14 protein-coding genes are annotated in these 13854 nt (G+C 65.9%); 4 read left to right on the top strand and 10 right to left on the bottom strand.

Features of this window, described 5'->3' with window-relative positions:
* Nucleotides 1-39: 39 nt before the first annotated feature.
* From J2R80_RS12380 to J2R80_RS12350, 7 genes are all read right to left on the bottom strand, one after another.
* Nucleotides 40-1023: a carbon-nitrogen hydrolase family protein gene (locus tag J2R80_RS12380; RefSeq protein ID WP_253638628.1), complete on the bottom strand. Its 984-nt coding sequence runs from the start codon at nt 1021-1023 to the stop codon at nt 40-42.
* Between the two features lie 13 nt (nt 1024-1036).
* Complete coding sequence (locus J2R80_RS12375) at nt 1037-1564, bottom strand: tautomerase family protein (RefSeq protein ID WP_253638627.1); 528 nt, start codon at nt 1562-1564, stop codon at nt 1037-1039.
* Nucleotides 1565-1667: 103 nt separating this feature from the next.
* A complete protein-coding gene (locus J2R80_RS12370) occupies nt 1668-2675 on the bottom strand; it encodes a GlxA family transcriptional regulator (RefSeq protein ID WP_253588858.1) in 1008 nt (335 codons plus the stop codon).
* Nucleotides 2676-3027: 352 nt separating this feature from the next.
* Complete coding sequence (locus tag J2R80_RS12365) at nt 3028-3231, bottom strand: hypothetical protein (protein ID WP_253638626.1); 204 nt, start codon at nt 3229-3231, stop codon at nt 3028-3030.
* A 24-nt stretch (nt 3232-3255) separates the two neighbouring features.
* Nucleotides 3256-3672, bottom strand: a complete 417-nt coding sequence (locus tag J2R80_RS12360; RefSeq protein WP_253638625.1) for a hypothetical protein — start codon at nt 3670-3672, stop codon at nt 3256-3258.
* 1 nt (nt 3673) lies between these two features.
* Nucleotides 3674-4324: a 3-oxoacid CoA-transferase subunit B gene (locus J2R80_RS12355; RefSeq protein WP_018268725.1), complete on the bottom strand. Its 651-nt coding sequence runs from the start codon at nt 4322-4324 to the stop codon at nt 3674-3676.
* Nucleotides 4325-4348: 24 nt separating this feature from the next.
* Nucleotides 4349-5056, bottom strand: a complete 708-nt coding sequence (locus tag J2R80_RS12350; RefSeq protein ID WP_253638624.1) for a CoA transferase subunit A — start codon at nt 5054-5056, stop codon at nt 4349-4351.
* 244 nt (nt 5057-5300) lie between these two features.
* Here J2R80_RS12350 and J2R80_RS12345 point away from each other — a divergent pair, with 244 nt between their 5' ends.
* From J2R80_RS12345 to J2R80_RS12330, 4 genes are all read left to right on the top strand, one after another.
* Nucleotides 5301-7265, top strand: coding sequence for an AsmA family protein (locus tag J2R80_RS12345; RefSeq protein WP_253588857.1), 1965 nt, complete (start codon nt 5301-5303; stop codon nt 7263-7265).
* Between the two features lie 160 nt (nt 7266-7425).
* Nucleotides 7426-8811 carry an ABC transporter substrate-binding protein gene (locus tag J2R80_RS12340; protein WP_253638623.1) on the top strand — a complete coding sequence of 462 codons (1386 nt, stop codon included), beginning with the start codon at nt 7426-7428 and terminating at the stop codon, nt 8809-8811.
* A gap of 186 nt (nt 8812-8997) precedes the next feature.
* Nucleotides 8998-9867 carry a carbohydrate ABC transporter permease gene (locus J2R80_RS12335; RefSeq protein WP_253638622.1) on the top strand — a complete coding sequence of 290 codons (870 nt, stop codon included), beginning with the start codon at nt 8998-9000 and terminating at the stop codon, nt 9865-9867.
* Nucleotides 9864-10715, top strand: coding sequence for a carbohydrate ABC transporter permease (locus tag J2R80_RS12330; RefSeq protein ID WP_057019024.1), 852 nt, complete (start codon nt 9864-9866; stop codon nt 10713-10715). The genes J2R80_RS12335 and J2R80_RS12330 overlap by 4 nt, the downstream gene beginning before the upstream one ends.
* A 92-nt stretch (nt 10716-10807) precedes the next feature.
* On the opposite strand, the gene J2R80_RS12325 is transcribed toward J2R80_RS12330, so the two are convergent.
* From J2R80_RS12325 to J2R80_RS12315, 3 genes are read right to left on the bottom strand one after another with little or no spacing between them, the layout of a single operon-like run.
* Nucleotides 10808-11632, bottom strand: coding sequence for an ABC transporter permease (locus tag J2R80_RS12325; RefSeq protein ID WP_253638621.1), 825 nt, complete (start codon nt 11630-11632; stop codon nt 10808-10810).
* Nucleotides 11632-12546, bottom strand: coding sequence for an ABC transporter permease (locus J2R80_RS12320; protein ID WP_057019022.1), 915 nt, complete (start codon nt 12544-12546; stop codon nt 11632-11634). Before J2R80_RS12320 ends, J2R80_RS12325 begins: the two co-directional genes overlap by 1 nt.
* Complete coding sequence (locus tag J2R80_RS12315) at nt 12543-13643, bottom strand: ABC transporter ATP-binding protein (protein ID WP_253590554.1); 1101 nt, start codon at nt 13641-13643, stop codon at nt 12543-12545. Before J2R80_RS12315 ends, J2R80_RS12320 begins: the two co-directional genes overlap by 4 nt.
* Nucleotides 13644-13854: the final 211 nt, after the last annotated feature.

The raw sequence follows: 13854 nt of genomic DNA, 5'->3' as shown, positions 1-13854 counted from the left end.
GCGACAAGCTTGACGGCGCGGGCTACCCGCGCCGTCGCGTCACTCCCACATCTCCGGCGTGACACGCCCGGCGAAGCCGCAGTCGATGACCCGCTCCCGCGGATTGCGATCCACGATCAGCCGCAGCAGGTCGGGGCGCGAATAATGGCCGCCGATATCGCACAGCGCCTTGGCGGCGAGCACGGCCTCCCGCGAGCCGTCCGCGATCAGGATGGTCTCGCCCTGCGCCGGACCGGCGATGACCTCGCCGCGCGGATCGATGATGACGCTGTTACCGCTGTACTCGATCGTCGATAGTTCGCGGTAACGTTCCGGCGTGATTTCGTGCGAGCGCATGCCGCCGACCGCGATGACGTAGCAGCCGGCTTGCGAGGCGAACGCTCGCGACAGCAACAACTGCCGCGGCCAGAGCGGCGTCGGCGACGGTGGCGCCGCCGCGGGCTCCCGCCCCGGCCACGCCGCGACGTGGATCTGCGTTCCCTGCGCGGCCAGCGCATAGCCGGGCAGCATCGTGTTGTGCTCCCAGCAATTGAGGCCGCTGATCCGGCCATAGGGCCGCTCATGCACGCGCAGGCCCGCCGCGTCGCCATCGGCCCACACCGAGCGCTCGTTGAAGGTGGGCTTCAGCTTGCGATGGCGGCCGAGCAGCCGTCCCTCGCGGCCGATGAACAGCAGCGTGCAGTAGACCGTGCCCTTGGTCACGGCATCACGTTCGGCGACGCCGATCACGACATCCAGTCCCGCGGCCTCGGCGGCGGCGCAGAGCCGATCGGTCGCGGGCGAGGGAATCTCGACCGCGTTGTCGAGATACTCGGCCATCGCGCGAAACGTGTTCGGCCCGGTCGGCGCGTGACAGAAGAAGGGATAGCCGGGCAGCCAGGTCTCGCCGAAGGCGGCAATCGTCGCGCCCATGGCGCCGGCCTCGCCGATCAGGCGGCAGGCCTTCTCCAGCGAGGCGTCGCGATCGAATGGCACCGCGGCGGCCTGGACCGCCGCGAGCCTGAAATGCGTGTCGGATGTCATGGTTGCGCCCGCGTCAGTCGACGCCCTTACGGGCAGCGTCGAGCGCGCCCGCAAGCAACTCCAGCGCCTTGACGCGCCGCCGTCGCGCCAGACGCGCCTCGCCGACCTTGCGCTCGTGCTCGCCGGCGATGAAGGCCTGGATGTCCGGCAGCGGACGAATGACGCCACGGCTGCCCCACTGGCCGTCGGGGATCTCTGTCGGAAACACCCATACCTGCGGCGCCACATCGTCGAACGAACCGCCGGCGGCGCGCACCACGGCATCGGTCACGTCCTTCACCAAGGCCGCGCGCGAGGCTTCGGTGTACTGGCCCTCGGGGACCGTCGGGACGATGCGAAATCGTGGCGATGGCGATGGCTGGCCCGCGACATAAACGGCGGCCGGCCGATGCAGGAAGACAAGAGTGACCCCTTGCGCAACCTTGTTCGCCGGATCGAACCCCTCGTGGCCGATCAGGATATCGCCGAGCTCCTTGATGAGCCGCGCCTCCGCTTCCACCTTCAGGGCTCCTTCGGGAATTGTCACGTCGATCATCGGCATTGAGAGACCTCCTGTTGTTGACAGCACGAGGTCTATCCGAGGCGCACTGCTCGGCAGCAGTGGCAGTATCGCCATTTTCAGGGCAAATTCGGACACGGCGTGCTCAGGCGGCGGTAGCCCTGCGCACGAACCGGCGCTGGTATTCGCGCGGCGAGAGCCCGGTTTCGCGCTTGAACAGACGACGGAAGGTCGACAGATCGTTGTAGCCGACGCGCCCGCTGACCGCGTCGAGCTTCAGCCGCGTGGTTTCGATCAGGCGCTTGGCGACATCCACCCGCAGCGCCTGCAGATATTGCAAGGGCGCCTCGCCGACCGCCAGCTTGAAGCGGCGGTTCAACGTCCGCTCGCTGACCGAAAGGTCGCGGGCCAGCCTGGCCAGACTGAAGCCCTGTTGCAGCGACTTCTCCATCATGCTCTGCGCCCGCGCCACCAGCGCGTCGGAGTGCTGCGTGTCGCGCGCGCGGCTGGCATAGGGTGCCTGCGAGACGCGATTGCTGTCGATCAGCATCAGCTTGCCGGTCTCGGCGGCTACGTCGGCACCGGCGAATTTCTCGACCAGCCGAAGCGCGAGATTGAGCGAGGTGGTCACCGCGCCCGAGCAGACAATGCGGTTCTGCTCGGTGAGGATCTCGGCGACGCGCAGATCCACCGCCGGGTAGCGCATCGCGAATGTCCGTCCCTTCGCCCAATGGGTGGTCGCAACCCTGCCGTCGAGCAGGCCGGCCTCGGCGAGGATGAAGCTGCCGGTGCAATAGGACGCGAGCAGGGTACCGCGCTCATGCTGCCGACGCAGCGCCGCGAGTAGCGGCTCGACGGTATCGAGCCGCGCGAAGAAACGTTCGATATCGCCGACGAACGGTCCCGGGATCACCACCGCGTCTGCCGAAGACCGCGCACCGATCGGCCCATCGACGCCGATGACCTGGCCTGACGCCGTGTGGACCGGTCGGCCACTCAAGGACTCGACGCGCCACCGCAGCTGCGACGGCGTGCCGCTGCGACGTCGCGGTCGCCGCGACGTCACCGAATTGGCGGCGGTGAACACGTCGACAATCCCCGCCACGCCCGAAGCGAGGATACCGTCATAGACCCAGATCCGGATGAGTGGCATGGCCCGTGTCCGATTTTGCACAACATGGCGCAATTCTGCCATTGCATGGACGACTGGACAAGCGGGCGGCGGGCGCCGAATGCGCCGCGCCGTGTGGCTGCCCGACGGGAAACTCAGCAAAAAACTGTCAACCCGGACAAACCATGTCGCGAAAATGCGGGCGTATGACTCACAAGCCGTGCCGCACACTCACCGTCGTCCCCGGCGAAGGCCGGGACCCATAACCACCGACGCGAATTGTCATGCGCGATTGCAACGACGAGTCCCGCCTGCAACATCCGCCGCGGCGTATGGGTCCCGGCCTTCGCCGGGACGACAGATGTATATGCGGGCCGTTCGCCGTGCGCCCTATTCACATCGCCCGCGCAAATCTGCGAAAGCCCGGCGCGCCGGTCATCGCCTCGAAGGCGGCGTCGCGCTTCTCTTCGGCGAAGGCGAAGCCGGCCCTGGCGTAGCAGCGTTCGGCGGCGTCGTTGCCGATCAGGAACGAGATCGATGCCTGCGTGTAACCGGCCGCCTTGCCGTCGGCGAGTGCGCGGCGGATCAAGTCCTGCACCAGACCGCCGCTGCGATGGGACGCTTATCGGGCGACATGCTCGATCAGCCAGTCGCCCTCGCCGCCTTGCACCCAGCAGTTACGGGCATAGCCGCCGCGCGCGACGATGGCATCGGCGTCCATGCCGGTCTCTGCTGCGACTTCCTCGATCGCCGCACGTGCGGCGAGGACGGTTCCGGATGCCGGAATCGCGCACAGCGCGGCAGCCGGCACGCCATCGACTTCAGCAATCAGGAAATGGGCGACGTGATACCATGACCGCACCCGCGCCACGGCGAGCCGTGTCATGAACGCCAGGCATTCCGCCTCGCCCCGGTCGAGCGCGATGTCGAACCAGCCGCGCGGCAACGGGCCGCGCTGCGCGGCCAGAACAATGCGGGCGATGAAGCCGGCGTCGTCGGATCGTGCGGGACGGATCGAGGATCGTCCCGCGCCGATCATCTCAGGTGTTCTTCAGCGCGACGCGGAATTCGGCCTCGGTCTTGGCCTTGACCTCGTCGAGCGTGACGCCGTCGGCGAGCTCGATCAGCGCCATGCCGTCCTTGCCGTGCTTGTCGATGGTGAACACCGCCAAATCCGTGACGACCATGTCGACCACGCGTTCGCCGGTCAGCGGCAGGTTGCACTGCTTGAGCAGCTTCGGACCGTCCTTGGCGGAATGCTCCATCACGACCACGACGCGCTTGACGCCGGCGACGAGGTCCATGGCGCCGCCCATGCCCTTCACCATCTTGCCGGGGATCATCCAGTTGGCGAGGTCGCCGTTCTGCGCCACCTGCATGGCGCCAAGGATCGACAGATCGATATGGCCGCCGCGCACCATGCCGAAGGAATCGGCCGACGAGAAATAGCTGGTCGAGGGCAGCTCGCTCACGGTCTGCTTGCCGGCGTTGATCAGGTCGGCGTCGACCTCGTCCTCATAGGGGAACGGGCCCATGCCGAGCATGCCGTTCTCGCTCTGCAGGCTGACGTCGATGCCGTCGGGGATGTAGTTCGAGACCAGCGTCGGGATGCCGATGCCGAGATTGACGTAATAGCCGTCGCGCAACTCCTTGGCGGCGCGGGCGGCCATCTGTTCACGGGTCCAGGCCATGTGGCTCTCCTGAAGGATTATGTTTTAGGCGGCGGGCCGCGGACGGGTGTTGCGGAACTCGATCCGCTTCTTGCCGGTCCCGACCTCGACGATGCGCTTGACGAAGATGCCGGGGGTATGGATGTGGTCCGGATCGATCTCGCCGGCCGGCACCAGGTGCTCGACCTCGGCGACGGTGACCTTCGCCGCGGTGGCCATCATCGGGTTAAAGTTGCGCGCGGTCTTGCGGTAGACCAGATTGCCGGCGGTGTCGCCCTTCCAGGCATGGACGATGGCGACGTCGGCGAACAGGCCGCGCTCCATGATGTACTTCTCGCCGTCGAATTCCTTCACTTCCTTGCCCTCGGCGATCAGCGTGCCGACGCCGGTCTTGGTGTAGAAGGCCGGGATTCCGGCGCCGCCGGCGCGGATGCGCTCGGCCAGCGTGCCCTGCGGGTTGAACTCGAGCTCGAGCTCGCCGGCGAGATACTGTTGGGCGAACAGCTTGTTCTCGCCGACATAGGACGAGATCATCTTCTTGATCTGGCGGGTCTCCAGCAGCCGGCTGAGGCCGATGCCGTCGACGCCGGCATTGTTGGAGACGACGGTGAGGCCCTTGACGCCGGACTCGCGGATCGCGTCGGACAGGGTCTCGGCGATGCCGCAGAGGCCGAAGCCGCCCGACATGATAATCATGCCGTCCTTGAGGAGACCATCGAGTGCCGATTTGGCGTCGGGATAAACTTTGTTCATGCAGCGAATACCTGATGGAGGGCGCGGAACGGCTGTGGCAAAGCGGATTATTAGGCGAAATCTTCGCAATGCGTCAATCACGGCCCGGTGCGGCGACGGGCGGCGGCCCGCGGCAGCAACATGGCCTTGAAAGCGACAAGAAAACCCTTCAAGTTGCGTGGGTTGGCAGGGGCCTCCGGCGAGAGCCCGCTGTGTTCGACGACGACCCGACAAAATTCAACCCGACCCGGATATGTCATTGACGATGGCCCAAGGAATTAAGCGCCTGGGGATGCCGATCGCGGCGCTTTTCGGCCTGGCGCTGGTCGGGCTGGTCGGAACGTCGTGGTTCCTCAACCGGGACGCGCTGCAGCGCGCGGTGGAGGCGCAGATCCGCGCCGTGACCGGGCTCGAGCTCGTCGTCAACGGCCCGATCGACGTCTCGGTTTTTCCGGGCAGCTACGTCTCCTTTCATAATGTCGGGCTGAAGGGCGCCGATACCATCGGTCCCGCCCTGCAGGTCGACGTGCTGACCGCCAATCTGCGCCTGCTGCCGCTGTTGCTGCGGCGGTTCGAGATTGCCGACGTCATGATGCTCCGTCCGCATATCCATGTGGTCCGCGACGGCGCCGGCGAGAGCAACTGGACGCCGTTCGTCGAGACCATCGCCAAGGCGATGACGCCCGGCGCCGAGAACCAGGTGTCGTTCTCCGAAATCCGGATCCAGGACGGCGAGCTGAACTACCAGGACGGCACCAACAACATCTCCGAGCAGCTCGGCGATATCGACCTGTCGCTGGCCTGGCCCTCGATCTCGCGTTCCTTTGCCGCAACCGGCCAGTTCGACTGGCGCGGCGAACGCGTCGACGGCTCGATCAGCGCCAGCGACTTCGTCGCGCTGTTGTCGGGTGACCGCTCCGGCCTGAAGGCACGGCTCGCCAGCGCGCCGCTGAAAGTTGCTTTCGACGGAACCGTCGCCAACCGCACCAGCCTGATGATGGAAGGCGTCGCCACCATGGACTCACCGTCGCTGCGCAACGCGTTGCGCTGGATGGGCCAGGCGCCGCCCGGCGGCGGTGGCGGCTTCGGCCGCTTCGCGCTGAAGGCCCGCGCCAATGTGGTCGGCGGCTCGGTCGCGCTCACCAATGTCAATGTCGAGCTCGACGGCAACGTCGCCGAGGGCGTGATGACCTACGCCAATAACGGCCGGCAGACGCTGCAGGCGACGCTTGCCGCCGGCAATCTCGATTTCACGCCCTACATCTCGACGTTCCGCCTGCTGGCCAGCGGCCAGCGCGACTGGAACAGGCAGCTGTTCGACCTGTCCTCGCTGTCGTCGACCGATCTCGACATGCGCCTGTCGGCGGCCAAGGTGACGGTCGGCCCGTCCAAGCTCGGCCGCACCGCGTTCGGCGCCAATCTGCGCGGCGGCGCGCTGGCGCTCAGCGTCGGCGAGGCGCAGATGTATGGCGGCATCGCCAAGGGCTCGTTCGCGATCGCGCGCTCGGATGCGGTCGCCGACGTCAGGGCGCAATTCCAGTTCACCGATGTCGATCTGCAGGCCTGCGCCAGCGAATTGTTCGGCATCAACAAGCTGTCCGGCCGCGGCAACCTGAACGTCTCGCTGACGGCCTCGGGCTCGAGCCCGTTCGGGCTCGCGTCGTCGCTCGACGGCACCGCGACGCTGAATGGACATGACGGCGCGATCGCGGGCTTCAATGTCGAGCAGCTGTTGAAGCGGCTGGAGAAGCGGCCGCTGTCCGGCGGCGGCAATTTCCGCTCCGGCTCGACGCCCTACGACAATCTCAGCATCTCGGTGAAATTCGCCGACGGCGTCGCGACCGCTGACGACATTCATGTCGAAAGCCCCACCGCGAAGATCACGCTGACCGGCACGGCCTCGGTGCCGTCGCGCGAATACGATCTCAAGGGCGTCGCCAGCCTGACCTCGGCATCGGCCGGCGGCAACGGTTTCGATCTGCCCTTCGTGATCCAGGGGCCGTGGGACGATCCGCTGATCTTCCCCGATCCGGAAAGCCTGATCCGCCGCTCGCCGGCCTCCGCCCCGCTGCTCGATGCGGTGAAGGATCGCAAGACCCGCGACGCGGTGCGCTCGGTGATCGAGCGCTTCACCGGCGGAGCCGCGCGGCCCGCGGCGGCGCCCGATGCTGCGGCAGGCGCGCCCGGCGGCGCACCGGCGGCGTCGGCCGAGAATGCGAAGTCAAACTGATCGAATCCATTCACTTTGCGCATCGATGCACCGGGACCGATCCACGCGCTCGCCGCAAACCCCTACGCAAGTCGGCGGCGCGACATCTTTATCGGGTCACGGGCATGCGCTAGTGTTTTCTCCAACCGGTTAAAAAGCCGGCCTCATGAGGGAGAACAACGTGAGATCCAAGGTTATCGGTGCGCTATCAATTGCGGTCGCCGCGGTCGGCCTGTTCGCCGCAACTGCACCCGCTCTGGCCCAGGGCAAGACGATCACCGTCTGGTGGGGCAAGGGATTTTACAAATCCGAAGACGACGCGCTGCTCGAGACGATCAAGAAATTCGAAGCCAAGACCGGCATCAAGGTCGAACTGTCGCAGTACGCGATCCAGGACATGATTCCGAAGACGGTCGCCGCGCTCGATTCCGGCACCGTGCCCGACGTCGCCTATTCCGACACCTACGACGTGCAGGCCCAGGGCAAGTGGGCGTTCGAGGGCAAGCTCGAAGACTTGTCCGACATCATGCTGCCGATGAAGGATGCCTTCGCGCCGAACACGCTGGAAGCCGCCCTGCTCTACAATGACGTCGCCAAGAAGAAGTCCTATTACGGCTTCCCGCTGAAGCAGCAGAGCATGCACGTTCAGATCTGGGGCGACATGCTCGAGAAGGCCGGCTTCAAGGCCGCCGACATTCCGACCAAGTGGGAGGATTACTGGACGTTCTGGTGCGACAAGGTGCAGCCCGCGATCCGCAAGGCGACCGGCCAGCGCATCTACGGCGTCGGCCAGCCGATGGGCGTGGAATCCACCGACTCGTTCCAGTCGTTCTACACCTTCATGGACGCCTATCACGTCAAGCTGGTCGACGACGACGGCAAGCTCCTGGTCGACGATCCCAAGGTGCGCGACGGGTTGATCCACGCGCTGAAGGACTACACCGACACCTACATCAAGGGCTGCACGCCGCCCTCCTCCACGACCTGGAAGGACCCGGACAACAATGTCGCCTTCCACAACAAGACGATCGTGATGACCCACAATTTCACGATCTCGATCGCGGCGAAGTGGTTCGAGGACTCCACCAACCCGGCGCTGACCGACGCGCAGCGCGCCGCCGGCAAGCAGGCCTATGAGCAGGACATCATCACCGCGTCCTTCCCGAAGGCGCCGGACGGCTCGACCATCAAGTACCGCTCCGACGTCAAGACCGGACTGATCTTCGCCAACGCCAAGAACAAGGCCGAGGGCAAGCAGTTCATCGCGTTCCTGATGCAGGAAGACAATGTGCGGCCCTATGTCGAGGGCGCGCTCGGGCGCTGGTTCCCGGTGACCAAGGCCAGCCAGGCGAGCCCGTTCTGGCAGGCCGACCGGCACCGCAAGGCGGTGTGGAATCAGTTCACCGGCGGCACCGCGCCGTTCGACTTCACCAAGAACTGGAAGTTCACCATCCTGAACAACGAGAACGTCTGGGCCAAAGCCATGAACCGCGTCGTCAGCGAGAAGGTGCCGGTGGACAAGGCCGTCGACGAACTGATCGCCCGCATCAAGCAGGTCGCGGGGTAACATCAACGATGACCGGCACTGCCGACACTTGCTCCGCATCGTCCCGGCGAAAGCCGGGACCCATACGCCGAGGCAGTAATTTGGGAGCAGGCTGGTCGCCGGCTTTCTGGCAACGGCCGGGCCCTGTGGTTATGGGTCCCGGCCTTCGCCGGGACGACGACGTAGGCGACATCTTAGAGTAACCGAATGGCGATCACACTCTCCGCATCCGATGCGCCCTCGCCGCCGTTGTCGGCGCGGCTGTCGCCGCCGCAGGTCTGGGGCATCGCGCTGCTCGCGCCCTATCTGCTCGTCTTCCTCGCCTTCGTGGTCTATCCGGTCGGCTACGGCCTGTGGCTGGCGCGCCATCCGGCGAGCTATGTCGCACTCTATCATGACCCGATCTTCGCGCGCGCGGCGGTCAACACGCTGATCTTCCTGGTCATCGGCATCAACATCAAGATGCTGATCGCGCTGTTCCTGTCGGGCTTCTTCGCCCAGCAGCGGCCCTGGATCAGATGGCTGTCCGTCATCTTCATCCTGCCCTGGGCGGTGCCGTCGATCCCGACCATCCTGTCGGTGCGCTTCATGCTCAATCCCGAATGGGGCGTGGTCAACCAGTTGATCTTCAAGTTCACCGGCGATGACGGCCCGAACTGGCTGAACGATCCGGCGGTCGCGCTCGCAATGGCGATCGGTGTCCACATCTGGAAGTCGCTGCCGTTCTGGACGCTGATCCTGCTGACCGGACGGCTCGCGATCTCGCACGATCTGTACGAGGCCTCCGACGTCGACGGCGCCAATTGGTGGCAGAAATTCCGCTACATCACCTGGCCGTCGATGCAGACGCTCTACATCACCTGCACGCTGCTCTCGATGATCTGGACGCTGGGCGATTTCAACAGCGTCTATCTGCTCACCGGCGGCGGGCCGGCCGACCTCACCCATGTGCTGTCGACGCTCGGCATCCGCTATCTCAGGCTCGACCAGCTCTCGCTGGCGATGGCCTCGATCGTCTGCGCCATGCCGTTCGTGCTGCCGCTGGTCTATTTCATGATGAAACGGTTGTCGCGATGAAGCTGCCCACCCTCCGCGAAGTCGGTACCGAGGCCAAGCTGCTCCTGATCGGCATCCCGGTCTTCATCTGGACCATGATTCCGATCTACCACATGTTCGTGTTCGCGATCTCGCCGAAGGAGGACGCGTTCACCGGCAAGCTGTGGCCGACGCATCCGACGCTGCACAATTTCTCGATCGTGTTCCACCAGCAGCATTACTTCCTGCGCGACTTCTGGATCCAGTTCTGGAATTCGACCGTGATCGCGCTCGCGGTCGGTGCGCTGACGCTGTTCGTCGCCACCGCCGCCGCGTTCTCGATCTCGCGGCTGCGCGTGCCGGGCGGCCGCGCCGTCATGAACTTGGCGCTGTTCACCTACTTCATTCCGGCCGCGTTCCTCGCCGTGCCGATGTACCGCACCATGGGCAATTACGGCCTGCTCAACAATCACTGGTCGCTGATCCTCGCGATGGTGACGATCGCCGCGCCCTACGCGATCTGGGTCTTGAAGCAGGCCTCCGACAAGCTGCCGGTCGAGCTCGACGAGGCCGCGACGATGGACGGCGCCACCACACTGCAGCTGTTCCGCCTGGTCTATGTGCCCTTGATGATGCCGTCGCTGGTCGCGGTCGGCACCTATGCGATCCTGCTCGCCTGGAACGAATATCTCTACGCGTTCCTGCTGCTGTCGAAGGACACCGACATCACGCTGCCGGTTGCGCTCGGCAACTTCCTCGCCGCGGACGACTCGCCGTGGGAGCTCCTGATGACCACCGGCTTCATCTACGCGCTGCCGCCGGCCGCGGTCTATTACGCCTTCAAGCGCTACATGGTCGGCGGGCTGACGGCAGGCGCCGTCAAGTCGTGACGCGCTGTCATTCCGGGATGGTGCGCTAGCACCAGACCCGGAATCTCGAGATTCCGGGTTCGATGTTTCACATCGCCCCGGAATGACGGAAATTACAGCGGCGCGGCGCTCTCGCCGCGCGCGCTCGACAGTTTCGAGGCGAACGAGGCAATCACGATGATCACGGCAATCAGCGCGATCCCCAGCGTGCAGATCGCGTTGATCTCGGGTTTCACTCCGAGCCGGACCTCGGAATAGATCCGGATCGGCAGCGTCGCCGAACCCGGGCCGGTGGTGAAGCTCGCGATCACGACGTCGTCGAGCGACAGCGTGAAGGCAAGCATCCACCCCGCCACGATCGCCGGCACGATCAGCGGCAGCGTCACCAGGAGGAACGCCCGCACCGGATCGCAGCCGAGGTCCATCGCGGCCTCCTCCAGGCTGCGGTCGAGCGTGGCGAGGCGCGACTGCACCACGACCGTGACGAAGCACATCGTCAGCGTGGTGTGGGCGATCGTCACCGTCCAGAACCCGCGCTCGGCATTGAGCGCCACGAACAAAAGCAGCAGCGACAGGCCGGAGATCACCTCGGGCATGACCAGCGGCGAATACAACATGCCGGAGAACAGTGCCCGGCCCTGGAACCGCTCGCCGCGCGCCAGCCCGATCGCCGCCAGCGTGCCCAGCAGTGTCGCCAGCGTCGCCGACACCGCGGCGACCGACAGGCTCATCCACGCCGCTTCCAGCATGGCGCGGTCGCCAAAGAACTCGCGGTACCAGCGCAGCGACCAGCCGCCCCACACCGTCACCAGCCGCGAGGCGTTGAACGAGTAGATCACGAGGATGACGATCGGCAGATAGAGGAACGCCAGCCCGAGCGCCAGCGACGTCATGTTGAAGCGGGTGAGCCTGGTGAGCCTGGTGACGGGGCGCGCCATCAGCTGTTGGCCTTGAGCTGACGCCGCTGCAGGCGATCGTAGAGTACGAGCGGCGGCACCAGCAGCAGCAACAAGGCGACCGCGGCGGCCGATGCGACCGGCCAGTCCTTGTTGGTGAAGAACTCGAGCCACAGCGTCTGCCCGATCATCAGCGAGTTGGAGCCGGCGAGCAGGTCGGGGATCACAAACTCGCCGACAACAGGAATGAAGCAGAGCAGCGCGCCGGCGCCGACGCCGGGCAGCGACAGCGGGAATGTCACCAGCCAGAACGCCTGCAACGGCGAGGCGCCGAGATCGCCCGCGGCCTCCAGCAGCGACGCGTCCATCCTGGAGAGCGTCGCATAGAGCGGCAGGATCATGAACGGCAGATAGGAATAGACGATGCCGAGATACATCGCGCTGTCCGTCGACAGCCAAACCACCGGCGCGGACACGATGTGCAGCGCCAGCAGAACCTGGTTGAGCAGGCCGTCATGCTGCAGGATGTTGATCCAGGCATAGATGCGGATCAGGAACGAGGTCCAGAACGGCACGATGACCAGCATCATCGCCACGCCCTGCCAACGCTGCGGCAACCGCGCCATGCCGTAGGCAATGGGATAACCGATCAGGAGCAGGATCAGCGTCGCGGTCACCGCGACGACGAGGCTGCGCAGATAGGACAGGATGTAGAGATTGTCCGAGATCAGCAGGCGGAAATTGTCGAACGACAATTGCGCGAACGCCGCGGCCAGCGCCGCGCGGCCCTCAGTGAACTCGAACACCGGCGTATAGGGCGGCTGCGCGATCGCGGTCTGCGACAGGCTGATCTTCAGCACGAAGCCGAACGGCACCAGGAAGAACAGCACCATCCACAGATAGGGCGCGATCGCGGCGAACCGCGCCGGCCGGGCGAAGATGCGGCGCGCGCTCATTGTTCGAGCACCAGGCAATCGTCGGCGGTGAACCATGCCACCACACGCTGGCCGGCGAGATAGGCATCTACATCGAGCCGCGCGGTGTTGGCCATCGACGCGCGCACCACCGCGCCCGTCTCCAGCTTCACCCGGTAGCTGGTCACGCCGCCGAGATAGTTGACGTCGGTGACGACGCCCTCCAGCCGGTTGATCGCCTGCGACGCGCCGCCGTCCGTTGCCGGCGCGCGGCGCGACAGCTTCACCTTCTCGGGGCGGATCGCGACGGCAACGACCTGCCTGGTCACCGGCGGCCACAGCTCGCTGACCGCCAGCCTGCCCGCATCAGCCGTCGCGACCGTCAGGCGCCCGTTCTCGCGGGACGTGACCTCGCCGTTGAACAGATTGATGTCGCCGACGAACTCGGCGATCCAGCGCGAGGCCGGCGCCTCGTAGAGATTGCGCGGGGTGGCGACCTGGACCAGACGGCCGGCATCCATCACCCCGATGCGGCCGGCCATCGTCATCGCCTCCTCCTGGTCGTGGGTGACGATGATGAAGGTCATGCCGAGCCGGCGCTGCAACTCCATTAGCTCTCCTTGCGTGCTCTCGCGCAGCTTCTTGTCGAGCGCCGCGAGCGGCTCGTCGAGCAGCAGCACCTGCGGGCGCCGCGCCAGCGAGCGCGCCAGCGCGACGCGCTGCCGCTGTCCGCCGGAGAGCTGGTCGGGCTTGCGCTTCTCCATCCCCTCGAGCTTGACGAGCGCCACCATCTCGGCGACGCGGGCCGCGATGTCGCCGCGCGCCATGCCGGCACGCTTCAGACCGAAGGCGATGTTGTCGCGCACCGACAGATGCGGGAACAGCGCGTAGTTCTGGAACATCATGTTGACGGGCCGCTCATGCGGCAGCACCTGCGCGATGTCGCTGCCGCCAAGCAGGATGCGGCCCTCGTCCGGCGTCTCGAAGCCGGCGAGCATGCGCAGCAGCGTGGTCTTGCCGCAGCCGCTCGGGCCGAGCAGCGCGAAGAACTCGCCGGCGCGGATATCGAGCGAGAGCTTGTCGACCGCGCGGAAATTGCCGAACGACTTGGCGACACCCTCGACCCGCAGCAGCGGCATGTCCGGGACGGCCGGTTCAGGCAACGGCCTTGCCGCCTCCGCACTCGCTTCGCCCGATGTCACGTCCGTCAGCCCCGATTCCCCGTAAGGTCCGATTCTGGCGGCAAGCTAGCGGTGGATCGCCACCGGCTCAACCGCCTCACGGACATCTCCCGCAATATTGTCGGCGTCCGCGCCTCTGCTAGACTCCGCAGCCAAATCCGGGAGGGCA

The sequence above is a fragment of the Bradyrhizobium sp. USDA 4541 genome, assembly GCF_024171085.1.
GTDB classification, from domain to species: Bacteria; Pseudomonadota; Alphaproteobacteria; order Rhizobiales; family Xanthobacteraceae; genus Bradyrhizobium; species Bradyrhizobium australafricanum.
Note: the sequence above shows the minus strand (reverse complement) of the source record. Positions and strands in the feature narration are given on the sequence as shown.

Bases quoted from the DNA above. Each gene is read 5' to 3' on its own strand.
- J2R80_RS12335 (WP_253638622.1), top strand. From the start codon at position 8,998: ATGGCGATCACACTCTCCGCATCCGATGCGCCCTCGCCGCCGTTGTCG.
- J2R80_RS12375 (WP_253638627.1), bottom strand. From the start codon at position 1,564: ATGCCGATGATCGACGTGACAATTCCCGAAGGAGCCCTGAAGGTGGAA.
- J2R80_RS12330 (WP_057019024.1), top strand. From the start codon at position 9,864: ATGAAGCTGCCCACCCTCCGCGAAGTCGGTACCGAGGCCAAGCTGCTC.
- J2R80_RS12320 (WP_057019022.1), bottom strand. From the start codon at position 12,546: ATGAGCGCGCGCCGCATCTTCGCCCGGCCGGCGCGGTTCGCCGCGATC.
- J2R80_RS12370 (WP_253588858.1), bottom strand. From the start codon at position 2,675: ATGCCACTCATCCGGATCTGGGTCTATGACGGTATCCTCGCTTCGGGC.
- J2R80_RS12325 (WP_253638621.1), bottom strand. From the start codon at position 11,632: ATGGCGCGCCCCGTCACCAGGCTCACCAGGCTCACCCGCTTCAACATG.
- J2R80_RS12355 (WP_018268725.1), bottom strand. From the start codon at position 4,324: ATGGCCTGGACCCGTGAACAGATGGCCGCCCGCGCCGCCAAGGAGTTG.
- J2R80_RS12360 (WP_253638625.1), bottom strand. From the start codon at position 3,672: ATGATCGGCGCGGGACGATCCTCGATCCGTCCCGCACGATCCGACGAC.
- J2R80_RS12345 (WP_253588857.1), top strand. From the start codon at position 5,301: ATGGCCCAAGGAATTAAGCGCCTGGGGATGCCGATCGCGGCGCTTTTC.
- J2R80_RS12350 (WP_253638624.1), bottom strand. From the start codon at position 5,056: ATGAACAAAGTTTATCCCGACGCCAAATCGGCACTCGATGGTCTCCTC.
- J2R80_RS12380 (WP_253638628.1), bottom strand. From the start codon at position 1,023: ATGACATCCGACACGCATTTCAGGCTCGCGGCGGTCCAGGCCGCCGCG.
- J2R80_RS12315 (WP_253590554.1), bottom strand. From the start codon at position 13,643: ATGCCGCTGCTGCGGGTCGAGGGTGTCGCCAAGTCGTTCGGCAATTTC.